Source organism: Metapseudomonas otitidis (assembly GCF_900111835.1).
In the GTDB taxonomy this organism is placed as follows: Bacteria; Pseudomonadota; Gammaproteobacteria; order Pseudomonadales; family Pseudomonadaceae; genus Metapseudomonas; species Metapseudomonas otitidis.
In genome coordinates, this window is sequence record NZ_FOJP01000007.1 from 199,509 (window position 1) to 213,753 (window position 14,245).

Genomic DNA, 14,245 nt, shown 5'->3' on the forward strand with positions numbered 1-14,245 from the left:
TTTTTGGGAGACCGCCATGTCGGCCTTTGCCACCCCCCACATCAAGGGCTTCCACGCCCACGTCTACTTCGACGCCGAGACCCTGCCCCAGGCCCGTGCGCTGTGCGAGGAGGCGGCCCGCCGCTTCCCGCTGAAGATGGGCCGCGTCCACGAAAAGCGGGTCGGCCCGCACCCGGACTGGAGCTGCCAGCTGGCCTTCAAGCCCGAACTGTTCGGCGACGTGGTGCCCTGGCTGGCGCTCAACCGCGGCGGCCTCAACGTGCTGGTGCACCCCATCACCGGCAGCGACCTGAAGGACCACCGCGACTTTCCGCTGTGGATGGGCGAGGTCCGTCCGCTGGACCTGGCTGATCTGCAGGATGGGGCCATCGAGTACGACCTTTAGGCCCGCCCCAGCGCCACCAGCACCTCCTGCGCGACCCGTTCGCCGGCGCGCACCGCCCCTTCCAGGTAACCGCACCAGATCGGCGAGGCTTCGCTCCCGGCCCAGTGCAGCCGGCCCAGGGGCGCCCGCAGCCAGTGGCCGTTGCGTGCCAGCACACCGGGCGGCAGGGGCGACACGCAGCCGGCGCTCCAGCGCTCCTGGGACCAGTCCTGCTCCACATAGGCCAGCGGCCGCGCGGCTTCATCACCCAGCAGACGGCTCAGCTCGCGCAGCACCCGCTTGCGCCGCCGGGCCGGGTCGCCACCCGCGCGGGCCGGATCGAGGAAGGCCAGCAGCACGCCGTCCCCCTGGCCTTCCGGTGTGCTGTCGACCGTCATCTGCACCAGCCCGTCGGTGACCAGTCCGGCCCCCGAGAGACCGGCCGCGCGCCAGAACGGTGTCGGGTAGCGCAGGTGCACCTTGATCCCGCCGCTGGCGGCCCAGTTGCGCTGCAGGGCCTCGCGACCCGGCGGCAGGGCGGGGCTGAAGCCGATGCGGCTGACATCGGCCGGCATCATCGCCACCACCACCTGTTCGGCGCTGATCACCGCCCGTTCGCTGTGGACCCGCAGCGGGCCCTCCAGCCAGCCGTCGATCCGGCTCACCGGGCTGCCGGTGAGCAGGCTGTCGCCCAGCGGCTCGGCCAGCAACAGGGACAGGCGCTGCGCCCCGCCCCGCAAACGGTATTGCTGGGCCTGATCGTCCAGGGCGGTGAAGCCGCCCGCTGAACGCAGGTAGAACAGGAACCACAGCAGCGAGACCCGACCCGGCTCGCTGGCCAGGGTGGTGGAAAGGGTGGTCGCCACCGCTTCGACGGCTTCCTCGTCCGCGCGCTGGGCCTTCAGCCAGGCCGCCACGCTCATGGCGTCCCAGGCTTCTGCGCGAGGTGCCTTCCAGGGCGCCTCCGGCGGCACCCGCGCCGCCATGGCTTCGAGCCGGTCCATCAACGCCCGCGCCTTGGGGCCGGGGCCTTCGGGCGGGAAGGTGTAGCGCTGGCCCTGGATCAGGGCCGCCATCTCGCCCTGGGTGTACTGCGGCACCAGCGGCACGCCCAGTTCACCGGCCAGGCGCATCACCGCCTGCTGGCTGCCGCCGACCCACTGGCCACCGCCGTCCACCTCGATGCCTTCGCCCAGGGGCTGGTTGAGGGTGCGCCCGCCGACCCGCTCGCGGGCCTCCAGCACCTGCACGCGGCACCCTGCGGCCACCAGGCGTCTAGCCGCCACCAGGCCGGAGAGGCCCGCACCCACCACCACCACGTCCACCTGCCGGTCCGGCGGCCCGCCGGGCGAGGCCTGTCCACCCCGGGCCAGCCCGGTCAGCAGCGCCGCGCCGCTCAGGCGCAGCAGGGAGCGGCGGGAAACACCCAGGGCATCGAGCAATCGCGTGTACATCCTGTACCTCCACTTGGTTACCAAGTTGATCGGGTCGAAAAAAAGCCACCCAATCCGGGGTGGCGACGGGTTCAGGCGGCCGGTGTACGCACCGAGGCCAGGTAGAACGGGATCGGGTCCTGCCGGGCGTGCAACTGGCGCGCCAGGGTCAGGTAGAACCAGCGCAGCTCTGCCGGGTCACCCGCCGAAGGCGGCTCCTCGCCCAGCCAGCGCTGCCACAGGGCCATTTCCATCTGCAGCACACGGTTGCGGCCGAAGGCGGTGAGCCGCTGCCACACGCGTCGCTCCAGGGCCTGCAACTGCTCCGGGGTCGGTGTGGCGGGGCAGCCTTCCACCTCCGCCAGCAGTTCGGCCCGCTCATCGTCCGTGGCGTGGCGCGCCGCCGCCTCCAGCAGGCCGATGGCATAGAGCTGCTGGTACTCGTCCAGGTCGTGCAGCAGACGGCGGGCAGCGTCCGAGCGCAGGCGGGCGCCGTAGCGCAGCAGCAGCTCGAACACCCGCGCATCGGCGCGGGCCGGGTCCAGCACCCGGCTCGCGCCGCCCTGGCGCACTTCCACCAGGCCGGCGTCCTTCAGCTTGTGCACCGCCTGGCGCACGGTGATGCGCGAGACGCCGTAGCGTTCGGCCAGCAGCCGTTCCGCAGGCAATGCCTCGCCGGGGGCCAGGTGGCCGTCGAAAATTTCGACGAACAGCCCTTCCAGGGCGTCGTCAGCGGCATGCCGCGTGGGGGGATTCGCTGTGCTCATGGGGCGCCACTGTACTTGGTTACCAAGTACAGTCAAGCACCCGCGATGACGAACGACGAGGCAGCGCCTATTATCGCGGCCCGCGTTTCCGGAGGCCGTCCATGCCCTTCCTGCTCATCGTCACCCTGCTCTGGGCCTTCTCCTTCAGTTTGATCGGCGAGTACCTGGCCGGTCGGGTGGACAGTGACTTCGCGGTGCTGGCGCGGGTGCTGATCGCGGCGCTGGTGTTCCTGCCCTTCACCCGCTGGCGTGGCCTGCCGACCCGCCTGCTGGCCGGCTTCTGGCTGGCCGGTGCGCTGCAGTTCGGCATCACCTACCTGTGCCTGTACCGCAGCTTCGCGGTGCTCACGGTGCCGGAGGTGCTGCTGTTCACCGTGCTCACGCCGATCTACGTGACCCTGCTGGACGATGCGCTGGCGCGGCGCTTCAGCCCCTGGGCGCTGCTGGCCGCACTGGTGGCGGTGGGCGGCGGGGTGATCATCCGTTTCGACCGGCTGGAGGGGGAATACCTGCTGGGCTTCATCCTCTTGCAGGTGGCCAACGCCACCTTCGCCGCCGGCCAGGTGCTGTGCCGCCGGCTGCTGGTGCGCTACCCGGTGGAGCAGCCGCTGCACCGCTTCTTCGGCCACTTCTTCCTCGGCGCGCTGGTGCTGGCGCTGCCTTCCTTCCTGCTCTTCGGCAACCCCGAGCGCCTGCCGCAGACGACTGTGCAATGGGGCGTGCTGCTGTGGATGGGGCTGTTCGCCACGGCACTGGGGATGTTCTGGTGGGTCAAGGGCAGCACCCGTGTCAGCGCCGGCACCCTGGCGGTGATGAACGAACTCCACGTACCCGCCGGGCTGCTGGTCAACCTGCTGATCTGGAACCGCGACGCCGACCTCCCCCGCCTCGCCCTGGGCGGCGCGGTGATCCTCGCGTCCCTGTGGATAAGTCGCCTGGGCCGGAAGCCGGCCATGCAGCAGCCCTAGGACTGGGCGCTGCCCTCACCTATCGCGCTCGGCCTATCGGGAGGCGCTGGGTCAATCGACGAACTCGGTCAACAATCTGTGCCCGGTTTCAGTGACCTCAACCATGACGGACAACACAACAGCATCCCCTCTGTCTCCGGTGTAGTACTGGAAACCCTCTTCTCCCCTGACGCGTGTACGAACTTGCGCTCTTTGAGCCAGCACCTGGATGTTCAATACCTGGCCAGCCTCCATACAGGTCCCACGGGAAGGTATACCGCGGAGGCCATAGCCCAGGATCTGCGGCTCTTCGACACGTTGCGCACCCATCGTGTACCCGCATAGCTCGCGGATCGGGAAAAGGTCGTTTTCATCGAGCACCTTGGAGATCGCATCGCCGATGGTGTCGATCCTGGCCCCATGGCGTACCGGCTCGATGCCCTTGCGCAGTGCCAGCCGCGCTTTGTCGAGCATGAACAGTTGCAGCGGTGTGGCGTTCCGGCCAGCAAAGGTCCAGGTCTGCGCCAAGTGCGAAACGGGAGTGCCTGCGATCAGCTCGACCTTGACCAGTGCCGACTCCGGGATCGGCTTGTCGGTCGGGATAACACCTCCGACGCCATAGTTGACCGAGACGGGGACCGCCGCCGGATAGCCGTGGTAACCCACCAGCATCGGGCGCCAACCCCGTTCCAGATAAGCGTTCAGCAGGTGCTCCTGGATCTCTAGTCCATTGGCCCCTTGGATGATCAATGGCGCCAGCGAACGCAACAGGCGGCTCGCCTCGGGGGCTTGTTCCCGCTGGTCCTTGAGGCGCTCGGCAGCTGATCGTCGGGCGATGCTTTTCGCCAATCGCTGATTACCGGCGGCGTATCGATCCCATAGCGGGCCTTTTGAGGGGAGTCGGGGGCGTCCTGTCAGGGCGTGAAGTGCGTTGAACAGGCGCTTCATGGTGGGGAGCATGAATTACATCCGTGGGACTGGAGCGGAGAACGGAGATTATCGGAGAGTACGCCGCCTGAGACGGGATCTTGATCGCAGGGCTACGTCATTCGATGGCGGAATGATCGGGTGCGATGATGCTGGCTGCTCTCGATGTGGGGCCTCGCTCGCACGTGCTTCAACATGAAAAGCCGCTGCTCCCAACTGGGGGCAGCGGCTTCTATTGCGGCTGTATCGTGATCAGGCGCGAGCGCTGCGCACGCCGTCGGCCAGGGCCTTGCAGAGGGTGAGGACGCCGTCGACGGCCTGTTCGGCGGTTTCGGCCTTGGCGATCTGGTCCACCAGGGCGGAGCCCACCACCACGCCGTCGGCGAGGCGGGCGATGCTGGCGGCGTGTTCGGCGGTGCGGATGCCGAAGCCGATGGCCACCGGCAGGTCGGTGTGGCGGCGCAGGCGGGTCACGGCGGCCTGCACGTGCTCCAGGGTGGCGGAGCCGGCGCCGGTGACGCCGGCCACCGAGACGTAGTAGACGAAGCCGGAGCTGCCGGCGAGCACCGTCGGCAGGCGGGCGTCGTCGGTGGTCGGGGTGGTCAGGCGAACGAAGTCGATGCCGGCGTTCTGGGCCGGCAGGCACAGGTCGTCGTTATGTTCGGCCGGCAGGTCGACGACGATCAGGCCGTCCACGCCCGCAGCCTTGGCGTCGTTGACGAAGCGCTCGACGCCGTAGTGGTGGATGGGGTTGAAGTAGCCCATCAGCACCAGCGGGGTGCTCTGGTTGCCCTCGCGGAATTCCCGGACCATCTGCAGGGTCTTGGCCAGGTTCTGCTTGCCGGCCAGGGCGCGGATGTTGGCCAGCTGGATCGAGGGGCCGTCGGCCATCGGGTCGGTGAAGGGCATGCCCAGTTCGATCACGTCGGCACCGGCCTCCGGCAGGCCCTTGAGGATCGCCAGGGAGGCGTCGTAGTTCGGGTCGCCGGCGGTGACGAAGGTCACCAGGGCTGCGCGGTTCTGCTGCTTCAGCTCGGCGAAGCGGGTCTGCAGGCGGCTCATCAGTGCTTCTCCTGGTTCTGTTGCATGTGGTGCATCACGGTCTGCATGTCCTTGTCGCCGCGGCCGGAGAGGTTGACCACCATGATGTGGTCCTTGGGCAGCGTGGGCGCGCGCTTGAACACTTCGGCCAGGGCGTGGGAGCTCTCCAGGGCCGGGATGATGCCTTCGAGGCGGCAGCACTGGTGGAAGGCTTCCAGGGCTTCGTGGTCGGTGATCGAGGTGTACTCGACGCGGCCGATGTCGTGCAGCCAGGCGTGTTCCGGGCCGATGCCGGGGTAGTCCAGGCCGGCGGAGATGGAGTGGGCGTCGATGATCTGGCCGTCGTCGTCCTGCAGCAGGAAGGTGCGGTTGCCGTGCAGCACGCCCGGTACGCCGCCGTTGAGGCTGGCGGCATGCTTGCCGGTCTCGATGCCGTGGCCGGCGGCCTCCACGCCGACGATCTGCACCGAGGCGTCGTCGAGGAAGGGGTGGAACAGGCCCATGGCGTTGGAGCCGCCGCCGATGCAGGCGACCAGGGAGTCGGGCAGGCGGCCTTCCTTCTCGGCCAGCTGCTCGCGGGTTTCCTTGCCGATCACGGCCTGGAAGTCACGGACCATGGCCGGGTACGGGTGCGGGCCGGCGACGGTGCCGATCAGGTAGAAGGTGGTGTCGACGTTGGTCACCCAGTCGCGCAGGGCTTCGTTCATGGCGTCCTTGAGGGTGCCGGTGCCGGCGGTGACCGGGATCACGGTGGCGCCCAGGAGCTTCATGCGGAACACGTTGGCCTGCTGGCGGTCGATGTCGGTGGTGCCCATGTACACCACGCATTCCATGCCGAAGCGGGCGGCCACGGTGGCGGTGGCCACGCCGTGCATGCCGGCGCCGGTCTCGGCGATGATGCGTTTCTTGCCCATGCGGCGGGCCAGGAGGATCTGGCCGATGCAGTTGTTGATCTTGTGCGCGCCGGTGTGATTCAGCTCTTCGCGCTTGAGGTAGATCTTGGCGCCGCCGCAGTGCTCGGTCAGGCGCTCGGCGAAGTACAGCGGGCTTGGGCGGCCGACGTAGTCACGCTGGAAGTAGGCCAGCTCTTCGATGAAGGCCGGGTCTTCCTTGGCCTTCTCGTATTCGCGGGCCAGGTCGTGGATCAGCGGCATCAGGGTCTCGGCGACGTACTGGCCGCCGAAGGCGCCGAACAGGCCCTTGGCGTCCGGGCCGTTGCGATAGGAATTCTGTGAACCAGGCATGGCGGTCATCCGTTGGGTGGCTGGGACAATGGTGGCCAGTCTACGACTGGACGGGGCGGTAGAAAAACCGATAATTCCGCCTCGACGTGTGATTTTTACTCACAGGAAGATCGACACATGAAACTGGGATGGTTGTGGGTGTTTCCCGCCCTGGGCGGTCTGATGATCGCGGGTGCGGTGGCGGTGCAGGTGGCGCGGCTGAGCGACCAGGCACGCATGACGCTGGCCTCGGCGGAGGTGATCGATATCAGCGGCGGCTGCCCGACGGTGGCCTTCCGCACGGCGGCGGGTGAGGCGGTGGAGCACACCAGCAGCGGCTGCAGCAGCCCGCCGGCCTTCGAGCTGGGCGAGTCGGCGAGGGTCTACTACGACCCGGCGAACCCCCGCGATGCGCACCTGGACAGCTTCGTCGACAACTGGGTCGGCTCCCTGGTGCTCGGCGGCATCGGTGCGGTGTTCGCCCTGATCGGCTCGTGCTTCGTGGTGCCGCCGCTGCTGGCCCGGCGCCGCGCCGCGCAACTGGCGGTGAGCGGCCAGGCGGTGATGGCCGAGGTGGTCGACGTACGGCTCAACGGCTCGCTGAGCGTCAACGGCCAGCACCCCTGGCGCATCGTCGCCCAGTGGAAGAACCCGGCCACCGGCAAGCTTCATGTGTTCAACAGCGAGAACCTCTGGTTCGACCCGTCCCGCTTCCTGCCCGACGATGGCTGGGTGCGGGTGCTGATCGACCCGGCCAACCCGCGCCGCTATGCCATGGACACGGCCTTCCTGCCGGAACTGGCGGACTGAGATGAGCCAGGACCTACCCTCCCTCAACGCCCTGCGCGCCTTCGAGGCCGCGGCGCGGCTGCAGAGCATGAGCCGCGCCGCCGATGAACTGCACGTCACCCACGGGGCGGTGAGCCGCCAGGTGCGGCAGCTGGAGGAGTCCCTCGGCGTGGCGCTGTTCAGCAAGGACGGGCGCGGCGTAAAACTCACGGATGCCGGCCAGCGCCTGCGGGACGCCACGGCGGAGGCCTTCGAACGCTTGCGCGGGGTCTGTGCCGACCTCGCACGGCGCAGCGACGAGGCGCCTTTCGTCCTCGCCTGCCCCGGCAGCCTGCTGGCGCGCTGGTTCATTCCGCGCCTGGACCGCCTCAACCGAGAGCTGCCGGACCTGCGCCTGCAGCTGTCCGCCAGCGAGGGCGAGCTGGATCCACGGCGACCGGGGGTGGACGCCACCCTGTGCTTCGCCGCGCCGCCCTGGCCGGCGGACCTGCGGGTGGTGGAACTGGCGGCGGAATCCATCGGCCCGGTGCTGAGCCCGCGCTACGCGCGGCATGACCGGCTGGCCGGTGCGCCCCCCGTGGCCCTGCTGGACGAGGCGCTGCTGCACACCACTTCGCGGCCCCAGGCCTGGCCGCAATGGGCCGGAGCCCAGGGCCTGGCGGTGGAACGGCTGCGCCTCGGCCAGGGCTTCGAACACCTCTACTACCTGCTGGAGGCGGCGGTGGCCGGCCTGGGCGTGGCCATCGCCCCGCAGCAGCTGGTGGCGGACGAGCTGGCCTCGGGCCGCCTGGTGGCGCCCTGGGGCTTCGTCGAGACGCCCGCGCGCCTGGCGCTGTGGATCAACGGCCGGCAGGCCGATCGCCGCGCCGATGCCCTGGCGGACTGGTTGCGCCAGGAGCTGGGGCGCTGACGTCTACGGCGTCACGCTTCTGCCCAGGGCGTGCAACTTTCCCGGGCCACGGCCGGTCACAGCGGGGCATGCCCAATGGAAGAAGGACGCGTCCATGCCCAAGTTTCCCCTCGCCGGCGCCCTGCTGGCCCTGACCCTTGCCCCCCTCGCCCAGGCCGAACCCGTGAGCATCGACGGCGTCGGCTTGACCCGTGACGTGCCCTGCCAGGGGCAGGACGTGGAGATCACCGGCTCCGCCAATCACATCCGCCTCACCGGCACCTGCGGTGCCGTCACCGTGTACGGCTCGGACCACCAGGTGAGCCTGGAACAGGGTGGGGCGCTGAGCGTTTCGGGTATTCAGAACCAGGTCACCGCCGGGCGCGTCGAGCGCCTGGAGGTGGACACCGCGAAGAACCGCGTCCAGGCGGCCCTCGAAGGCCGCGCCCCGAATCACGCGCTGTTGGAGGTCAGCGGCGCCGACCACAACCTGGAGCTGGTCTTCAGGGGGCCGGTCGTGGCGACCCTGTCGGGGGCTGACAACCTGCTGCGCTGGAGCGGTTCGGAGCCGCGGATCAGGGTTCAGGGCGTGGACAACCGTATCGAGCACCAGCCCTGATCACTCAGCGCCGCTGGGCGCGCGCCTGCAGCAGGCAGGCCAGGGCCACGGCGCCTGCCGCACCCACGGCCAGGCCCGTCGCGGCCAGCGGGTGCCGGCGACCATAGGCGAGCGCGCCGCGCCCGGCCGTCCAGGCGCTGCGGGTCACCCATTCGCGCCCGTGGTCCAGGGCGCGGGCCATCTGTCCCGTTTCCGCCTTCAGCGTGGCCACTGCCTGCCCGGTGGCGGCCTCGGTGCGCCCGCGGATGTGGTCGATGCGGCCGCGCAGGTGGTCGATCTCCCGCTGGATGTCGTCGAGGGCGCGCTGTTTGCGCCGGTTCATGAAGAACGCCATGGGGTGTCTCCTCTGTCGTGGGGTGTACGTTTTGCGACCACGGCAGCGCGAGTGAGTGCAGCTAATCTGAACTTATCGCCCGAGGCACGTGCCAGAACTGGCAGGCGAATCATCGTTAAGGCAAGGAGAACGGCTATGTCGGATCACCACACCTACAAGAAGATCGAGATCGTGGGCTCGTCCCGCACCAGCATCGAGGACGCCATCGGCAACGCGCTGGAGCAGGCGGCCAAGACCATCAAGCTGCTGGAGTGGTTCGAGGTGGTGGAAACCCGCGGCCACATCGAGAACGGCAAGGTGGGCCATTACCAGGTGACGCTGAAAGTAGGCTTCCGACTCAGCGATAGCTAACTGTCTGACAGAAATCCCCGGCACCTTGAGCTAGGCTGTTCGCGTTCGGCCGGGCCTGGGTGCCCGGCCAACCCCGGAGACGGGTCGTCTCCATGGCTCGCACGAGCCGTTTCTTTTCTGCAACGAGGGAGCGTTACCGATGAAAAAACTGCTGTTGGCTGCTGGTTTGTTCGCGCTCGCCGGTTCGGCCATGGCCGCTGGCAAGCCCTGTGAAGAGCTGAAGTCCGAGATCGACGCGAAGATCAAGGCCAAGGGTGCGACGTCCTACACCCTGGAGATCGTCGACAAGGGCAGCGTCACCGACAAGAAGGTGGTGGGCAGCTGCGAGGCGGGCACCAAGGAAATCGTCTACCAGCGCAAGTGATTCACCGTATCTGGGAAGAAGCCGGCTCGATGCCGGCTTTTTTCTGCGCGTTACCTTCAACTTGCAGGCATTCCTTCTTTGCCGGAACGACCCGTCCGCAGCGGTGAGGGGCTTACCAGAAGGTGCCTGAGGCACGGAAAAGTGCCTTCTGGTCCGATCGAAAGGGGCAACTTAGAGTAGGCGCATCCTGTCCTACGGAAGGTCTTCCGCCTTCCCCTCGCAAGGCCCGATCACCATGACTGCGCTTTCCTCGCTTCCCCTTTCCGTCCTCGACCTGGCGCCGATCCGCGACCACGGCGGCCCCGCTCAGGCCCTGCACAACTCCCTGGCCCTGGCGCAGCACGTCGAGCGGCTGGGCTTCTCGCGCTTCTGGGTGGCCGAGCACCACAACATGGACGGCATCGCCAGCTCGGCGACCGCCGTGCTGCTGGGCTACCTCGCCGCCAACACCTCGACCCTGCGCCTTGGCTCCGGTGGGGTGATGCTGCCCAACCACGCGCCGCTGGTGGTGGCCGAGCAGTTTGGCACCCTGGCCACCCTCTACCCGGGCCGCATCGAGCTGGGCCTGGGGCGCGCGCCAGGGGCGGACCACTTCACCGCCCAGGCGCTGCGGCGCGACCGTCTGGGCAGCGCCGACGACTTCCCCCGTGACGTCGAGGAGCTGGAACAGCTGCTGGGCCCGCGCCAGGAGGGTCAGAAGGTGATCGCCATGCCCGGCATGGACACCCGCGTGCCGATCTGGCTGCTCGGCTCCAGCCTGTTCAGCGCCCAGCTGGCGGGCATGAAGGGCCTGCCCTACGCCTTCGCCTCGCACTTCGCCCCGCGCTACCTGCACGAGGCGATCCGCGTGTACCGCAACCATTTCCGCCCGTCCGAGGTGCTCGATGCACCCTATGTGATGCTCGGCGTGCCGCTGGTGGCGGCGCCCACCGACGAGGAGGCGGAGTTCCTCGCCACCACCGTCTACCAGCGGGTGCTGGCGCTGATGCGCGGCGAGAGCCTGGTGCTGCGCCCGCCGGTGGAAAGCATGGCCGGGCGCTGGCTGCCTCACGAGAAGGAGGCGGTGGGCAGCTTCCTGGGCCTGGCGATGGTCGGCGGGCCGGAGAAGATCCGCAGCAAGCTGGAGGTGCTGCTGGAGCAGACCGGGGCGGACGAGCTGATCTTCACCTGCGACGTCTACCAGCACGAGCACCGCCTGCGAGCCTTCGACATCCTCGCCGGGTTGCGCGGCTGAGCCTCAGAGCGGGCCGCAGCCGAGCACGTCGCCCCGCGCCACCACCTGGCCCTGGGCGTCGCGCAGCAGCGCCTGGGCGCTCATCACCACCGGTCGGGCTTCCAGGCGATAGCGCTGGCCGGCGGCAAAGCCGTCGTAGCGGAAGCGGATGTGGCAGGTGAGCTGGGTCGGGCCGCTGCTGGTGTTGAAGCCGCCCCCGCCGGGGATGTCGAACTGGAAGCGGGTTTCCAGTTCATGGGCGCCGGGGCTGAGCTGGTAGAAGCGCCCGTCCCGGGTGCGCTCGCCATCCTGCCGGTTGGCCATCAGCGTGGTGCCCGGATCACTGCGCAGCTCCACCCAGGCCTGGTTCGGGTCGGGCGTCGGCAACGGGCTGGCGCAGGCGCCGAGGCTGGCGAGCAGGAGCAGCAGGGCGGGCTTGTGCATGGCGATCACCTCGTGGGGCGGGCTCTCAGGATAAACCCGCCGGTGCGTGACGGCAGCCCCGTTCAGACATCACCGCAGCGGCCTTCACGGGCGCGGGCCACTTCTCGCTGGCGCTCGTCGTAGAGCCGCACCCAGGGGCGGAAACCGATCTCCCCGGCGCGCATCTCATAGCGCTGGCCGGCGGCGAAGTCGGCATAGTCCAGCGTCAGCAGGCAGGTGCGGGCAAGGCTCGGCTGGGCGGTGCCGATGGTGCTGCCGTCCACGTCGAAGCGGTAGCGCACCTCCAGGGCGTGGCGCCCGGGCTGGACCTGGAAGTAGCGGTCGTCCTCCAGCGGGCGTTCGTCCACCCGTGCGGCCTCCAGTACGGCCCGCTGCTGCGGGGCGAAGGCGATCCAGGCCTGGTCCGGGTCGGGGCTGGGCATGATCAGGCCGCATCCGGCCAGGTTCAGGGGCAGGGCAAGGACGAGCAGGCGACGCATGGGCAACTCCTTCTGGCGTGGTCGGGGGCGTTGCGCTAGCTTCGGCGCATGCCGCCCTCCTCTTTTCTCGCCTTTCTCGACCGCTGCCGCACCCTCGCGGTTCCCTGTCTGCTCGCCCTGGTGCTGGGCGGTTGCTCGACGCTGGACTACTACGGGCAACTGGCCGCCGGGCAGTGGCAGTTGCTGCGCGCCCGCGAGCCGGTGGCGCGCATCGTCGCCGACCCGGCCCGTGACCCGGCGTTGCGCCAGCGCCTGGCCCTGGCGCAGGAAGCGCGGGACTACGCCAGCCAGCAGCTGGCCCTGCCGGACAACGGCAGCTACCGGGTCTATGCGGATATCCACAGGCCCTTCGTGGTGTGGAACCTGTTCGCCACGCCGGAGTTCTCCCTGGCGCCGGTCACCCACTGCTTCCCCATCGCCGGCTGCGTGGCCTACCGCGGCTACTACCAGCAGGGCCGGGCCCGGGGCGCGGCGGCGCTGATGCGCGAGGACGGCTTCGACGCCTGGGTCGGCGGCGTGGAGGCCTATTCCACCCTCGGCTGGTTCGATGACCCGATCCTCAGCAGCATGCTCGGTTGGGGCGAGGATCGGCTGGTGGCGGTGATCTTCCACGAACTGGCCCACCAGCGGCTGTACGTGACCGACGACAGCGCCTTCAACGAGTCCTACGCCAGCTTCGTGGAGCGCGAGGGGCTGCGCCAATGGCGCGCCGCGCGGGGCCTGGCGACCGGGGAGGACCCGTCCCTGCGCCAGCGCGAGCAGTTCACCGCGCTGGTGCTGGCCAGCCGCGAGCGGCTCCAGGCGCTCTATGCCAGTGGTCGCCCGGACGCCGAGCTGCGCGAGGCCAAGGCCGCCGAGTTCGAGCGCTTGCGGCGCGACTACCGTGCCCTGCGCGATGGCCCCTGGGGCGGCGTGGGGCGCTATGACGGCTGGATGGCGGGGCCGATGAACAACGCCAAGCTGTTGCCTTTCGGCCTCTACGACCGCTGGGTGCCGGCCTTCGCTGCGCTCTATAGCCAGGCGGACGGCTGGGGCGACTTCCACGCCCGGGTGGCGGCACTGGCAGCCCTGCCGGTGGCGGCACGGGAGGCGCGTCTGGCCGAGCTGCAGGCGGCGAACTCCGCCCCGGCGGCTCCGGTCGAATGACAGCGGATTCGAGACAAGGGAGAGACGCACGATGAAGCGGTGGATGCTGGTGATGCTGTGTGGCCTGGCCTCGGGCGCGGCGATGGCCGCGCCCAAGCCGTGCGAGGAGCTGAAGGCCGAGATCGAGGTGAAGATCCAGGCCGCCGGGGTGACGGCCTACACCCTGGAGATCGTGCCCGCCGGCGAGGTGGAGGACCCCAACATGGTGGTCGGCTCCTGCGAGAACGGCACCCGCAAGATCCTCTACCAGCGCAACGGCAACTGACTTCAGCCGAAGGCGCGGTCCAGTTCGCCGAGGGTGGCGAAGTAGTAGGTCGGCGCCTCGGCCATCAGTTCCTCGCGGCTGCCGAAGCCATAGCCGACGCCGGCGGCGTGCAGCCCGTTCTGGCTGGCGCCGATGAGGTCGTGCTTGCGGTCGCCGATCATCAGCGTGTCCGCCGGGTCCAGCCCCTCTTCCGCCAGCAGGTGGGCGATCAGCTCCACCTTGTGGGTGCGGGTGCCGTCCAGCTCGCTGCCGTAGATGTGCCGGAAGTGCCGGTCGAAGCCGAAGTGCCGGGCGATCTCCCGGGCGAACACGGTGGGCTTGCTGGTGGCGATGTACAGGGTGCGGCCCTGCTGGGCGAGGCGCGCGAGCAAGGGGTCGACGCCGTCGAACACGCGGTTCTCGTAGAGGCCGGTGACCTTGAAGCGGTCGCGGTAGTGGTTCACCGCGTCCCAGGCGCGTGCCTCGCTGAGGTCGTAGGTCTGCATGAAGCACTGCAGCAGCGGCGGGCCGATGAAGTGCTCCAGCTGCGCCAGGTCCGGCTCGTGGATGTCGAGCTGGGCCAGGGCGTACTGCACGGAGCGGGTGATGCCCTCGCGCGGGTCGGTGAGGGTGCCGTCGAGGTCGAAGAGGATGTTCTGGTAGCGCATGCG

The 14,245-nt window shown here is 69.2% G+C and carries 19 protein-coding genes; 10 read left to right on the plus strand and 9 right to left on the minus strand.

The window, feature by feature from the left end; genetic code table 11:
* The first annotated feature begins 16 nt into the window (after window positions 1–16).
* Entirely contained in the window at window positions 17–385 is a 369-nt protein-coding gene (locus tag BM198_RS10800; RefSeq protein WP_074969875.1) for a DOPA 4,5-dioxygenase family protein, read from the plus strand.
* Here the strand turns inward: BM198_RS10800 and BM198_RS10805 are convergent.
* Both BM198_RS10805 and BM198_RS30640 read right to left on the minus strand, forming a co-directional pair.
* Window positions 382–1,818, minus strand: coding sequence for a flavin monoamine oxidase family protein (locus BM198_RS10805; protein ID WP_083422367.1), 1,437 nt, complete (start codon window positions 1,816–1,818; stop codon window positions 382–384). The two genes, BM198_RS10800 and BM198_RS10805, sit on opposite strands and share 4 nt — an antisense overlap.
* Before the next feature lie 71 nt (window positions 1,819–1,889).
* The gene (locus BM198_RS30640; RefSeq protein WP_074969877.1) at window positions 1,890–2,564 is read right to left on the minus strand and encodes a FadR/GntR family transcriptional regulator; all 675 of its coding nucleotides are present in this window, start codon (window positions 2,562–2,564) and stop codon (window positions 1,890–1,892) included.
* 101 nt (window positions 2,565–2,665) lie between these two features.
* Here BM198_RS30640 and BM198_RS10815 point away from each other — a divergent pair, with 101 nt between their 5' ends.
* A complete protein-coding gene (locus tag BM198_RS10815) occupies window positions 2,666–3,532 on the plus strand; it encodes a carboxylate/amino acid/amine transporter (RefSeq protein WP_074969879.1) in 867 nt (288 codons plus the stop codon).
* 51 nt (window positions 3,533–3,583) lie between these two features.
* Here the strand turns inward: BM198_RS10815 and BM198_RS10820 are convergent, their stop codons facing one another.
* From BM198_RS10820 to trpB, 3 genes are all read right to left on the minus strand, one after another.
* Window positions 3,584–4,471: a M24 family metallopeptidase gene (locus BM198_RS10820; protein ID WP_139233604.1), complete on the minus strand. Its 888-nt coding sequence runs from the start codon at window positions 4,469–4,471 to the stop codon at window positions 3,584–3,586.
* Between the two features lie 219 nt (window positions 4,472–4,690).
* Window positions 4,691–5,500, minus strand: a complete 810-nt coding sequence (gene trpA / locus BM198_RS10825) for a tryptophan synthase subunit alpha (protein ID WP_074969881.1) — start codon at window positions 5,498–5,500, stop codon at window positions 4,691–4,693.
* A complete protein-coding gene (trpB, locus tag BM198_RS10830; RefSeq protein WP_044410145.1) occupies window positions 5,500–6,723 on the minus strand; it encodes a tryptophan synthase subunit beta in 1,224 nt (407 codons plus the stop codon). Before trpB ends, trpA begins: the two co-directional genes overlap by 1 nt.
* A gap of 117 nt (window positions 6,724–6,840) precedes the next feature.
* On the opposite strand from trpB, the gene BM198_RS10835 reads away from it, so the two are divergent.
* The 3 genes from BM198_RS10835 to BM198_RS10845 all read left to right on the plus strand — a co-directional run bounded on the left by BM198_RS10835 (window position 6,841) and on the right by BM198_RS10845 (window position 8,999).
* Window positions 6,841–7,512, plus strand: a complete 672-nt coding sequence (locus tag BM198_RS10835; RefSeq protein ID WP_074969883.1) for a DUF3592 domain-containing protein — start codon at window positions 6,841–6,843, stop codon at window positions 7,510–7,512.
* A gap of 1 nt (window position 7,513) precedes the next feature.
* Window positions 7,514–8,401 carry a LysR family transcriptional regulator gene (locus BM198_RS10840; protein ID WP_074969886.1) on the plus strand — a complete coding sequence of 296 codons (888 nt, stop codon included), beginning with the start codon at window positions 7,514–7,516 and terminating at the stop codon, window positions 8,399–8,401.
* 94 nt (window positions 8,402–8,495) lie between these two features.
* Window positions 8,496–8,999 (plus strand): DUF3060 domain-containing protein, encoded by a 504-nt coding sequence (locus tag BM198_RS10845; protein WP_044410154.1) that lies wholly within the window; start codon window positions 8,496–8,498, stop codon window positions 8,997–8,999.
* Between the two features lie 4 nt (window positions 9,000–9,003).
* On the opposite strand, the gene BM198_RS10850 is transcribed toward BM198_RS10845, so the two are convergent.
* Window positions 9,004–9,333 (minus strand): hypothetical protein, encoded by a 330-nt coding sequence (locus BM198_RS10850; protein WP_074969888.1) that lies wholly within the window; start codon window positions 9,331–9,333, stop codon window positions 9,004–9,006.
* A gap of 135 nt (window positions 9,334–9,468) precedes the next feature.
* On the opposite strand from BM198_RS10850, the gene BM198_RS10855 reads away from it, so the two are divergent.
* From BM198_RS10855 to BM198_RS10865, 3 genes are all read left to right on the plus strand, one after another.
* Window positions 9,469–9,684: a dodecin gene (locus tag BM198_RS10855; protein WP_044410160.1), complete on the plus strand. Its 216-nt coding sequence runs from the start codon at window positions 9,469–9,471 to the stop codon at window positions 9,682–9,684.
* A gap of 139 nt (window positions 9,685–9,823) precedes the next feature.
* Entirely contained in the window at window positions 9,824–10,048 is a 225-nt protein-coding gene (locus BM198_RS10860) for a DUF1161 domain-containing protein (protein WP_044410163.1), read from the plus strand.
* Window positions 10,049–10,283: 235 nt separating this feature from the next.
* The gene (locus BM198_RS10865) at window positions 10,284–11,282 is read left to right on the plus strand and encodes an LLM class flavin-dependent oxidoreductase (RefSeq protein WP_074969890.1); all 999 of its coding nucleotides are present in this window, start codon (window positions 10,284–10,286) and stop codon (window positions 11,280–11,282) included.
* 3 nt (window positions 11,283–11,285) lie between these two features.
* On the opposite strand, the gene BM198_RS10870 is transcribed toward BM198_RS10865, so the two are convergent.
* Complete coding sequence (locus BM198_RS10870) at window positions 11,286–11,705, minus strand: PA0061/PA0062 family lipoprotein (protein WP_044410169.1); 420 nt, start codon at window positions 11,703–11,705, stop codon at window positions 11,286–11,288.
* Window positions 11,706–11,767: 62 nt separating this feature from the next.
* Complete coding sequence (locus tag BM198_RS10875) at window positions 11,768–12,184, minus strand: PA0061/PA0062 family lipoprotein (protein ID WP_074969892.1); 417 nt, start codon at window positions 12,182–12,184, stop codon at window positions 11,768–11,770.
* Between the two features lie 48 nt (window positions 12,185–12,232).
* Here BM198_RS10875 and BM198_RS10880 point away from each other — a divergent pair, with 48 nt between their 5' ends.
* Both BM198_RS10880 and BM198_RS10885 read left to right on the plus strand, forming a co-directional pair.
* Window positions 12,233–13,330 carry an aminopeptidase gene (locus BM198_RS10880; RefSeq protein ID WP_074969894.1) on the plus strand — a complete coding sequence of 366 codons (1,098 nt, stop codon included), beginning with the start codon at window positions 12,233–12,235 and terminating at the stop codon, window positions 13,328–13,330.
* 31 nt (window positions 13,331–13,361) lie between these two features.
* Window positions 13,362–13,595, plus strand: a complete 234-nt coding sequence (locus tag BM198_RS10885; RefSeq protein WP_074969896.1) for a DUF1161 domain-containing protein — start codon at window positions 13,362–13,364, stop codon at window positions 13,593–13,595.
* Between the two features lie 2 nt (window positions 13,596–13,597).
* Here BM198_RS10885 and BM198_RS10890 read toward each other — a convergent pair whose 3' ends face one another.
* Window positions 13,598–14,242, minus strand: coding sequence for an HAD family hydrolase (locus BM198_RS10890; protein ID WP_074969899.1), 645 nt, complete (start codon window positions 14,240–14,242; stop codon window positions 13,598–13,600).
* Window positions 14,243–14,245 lie beyond the last annotated feature (3 nt).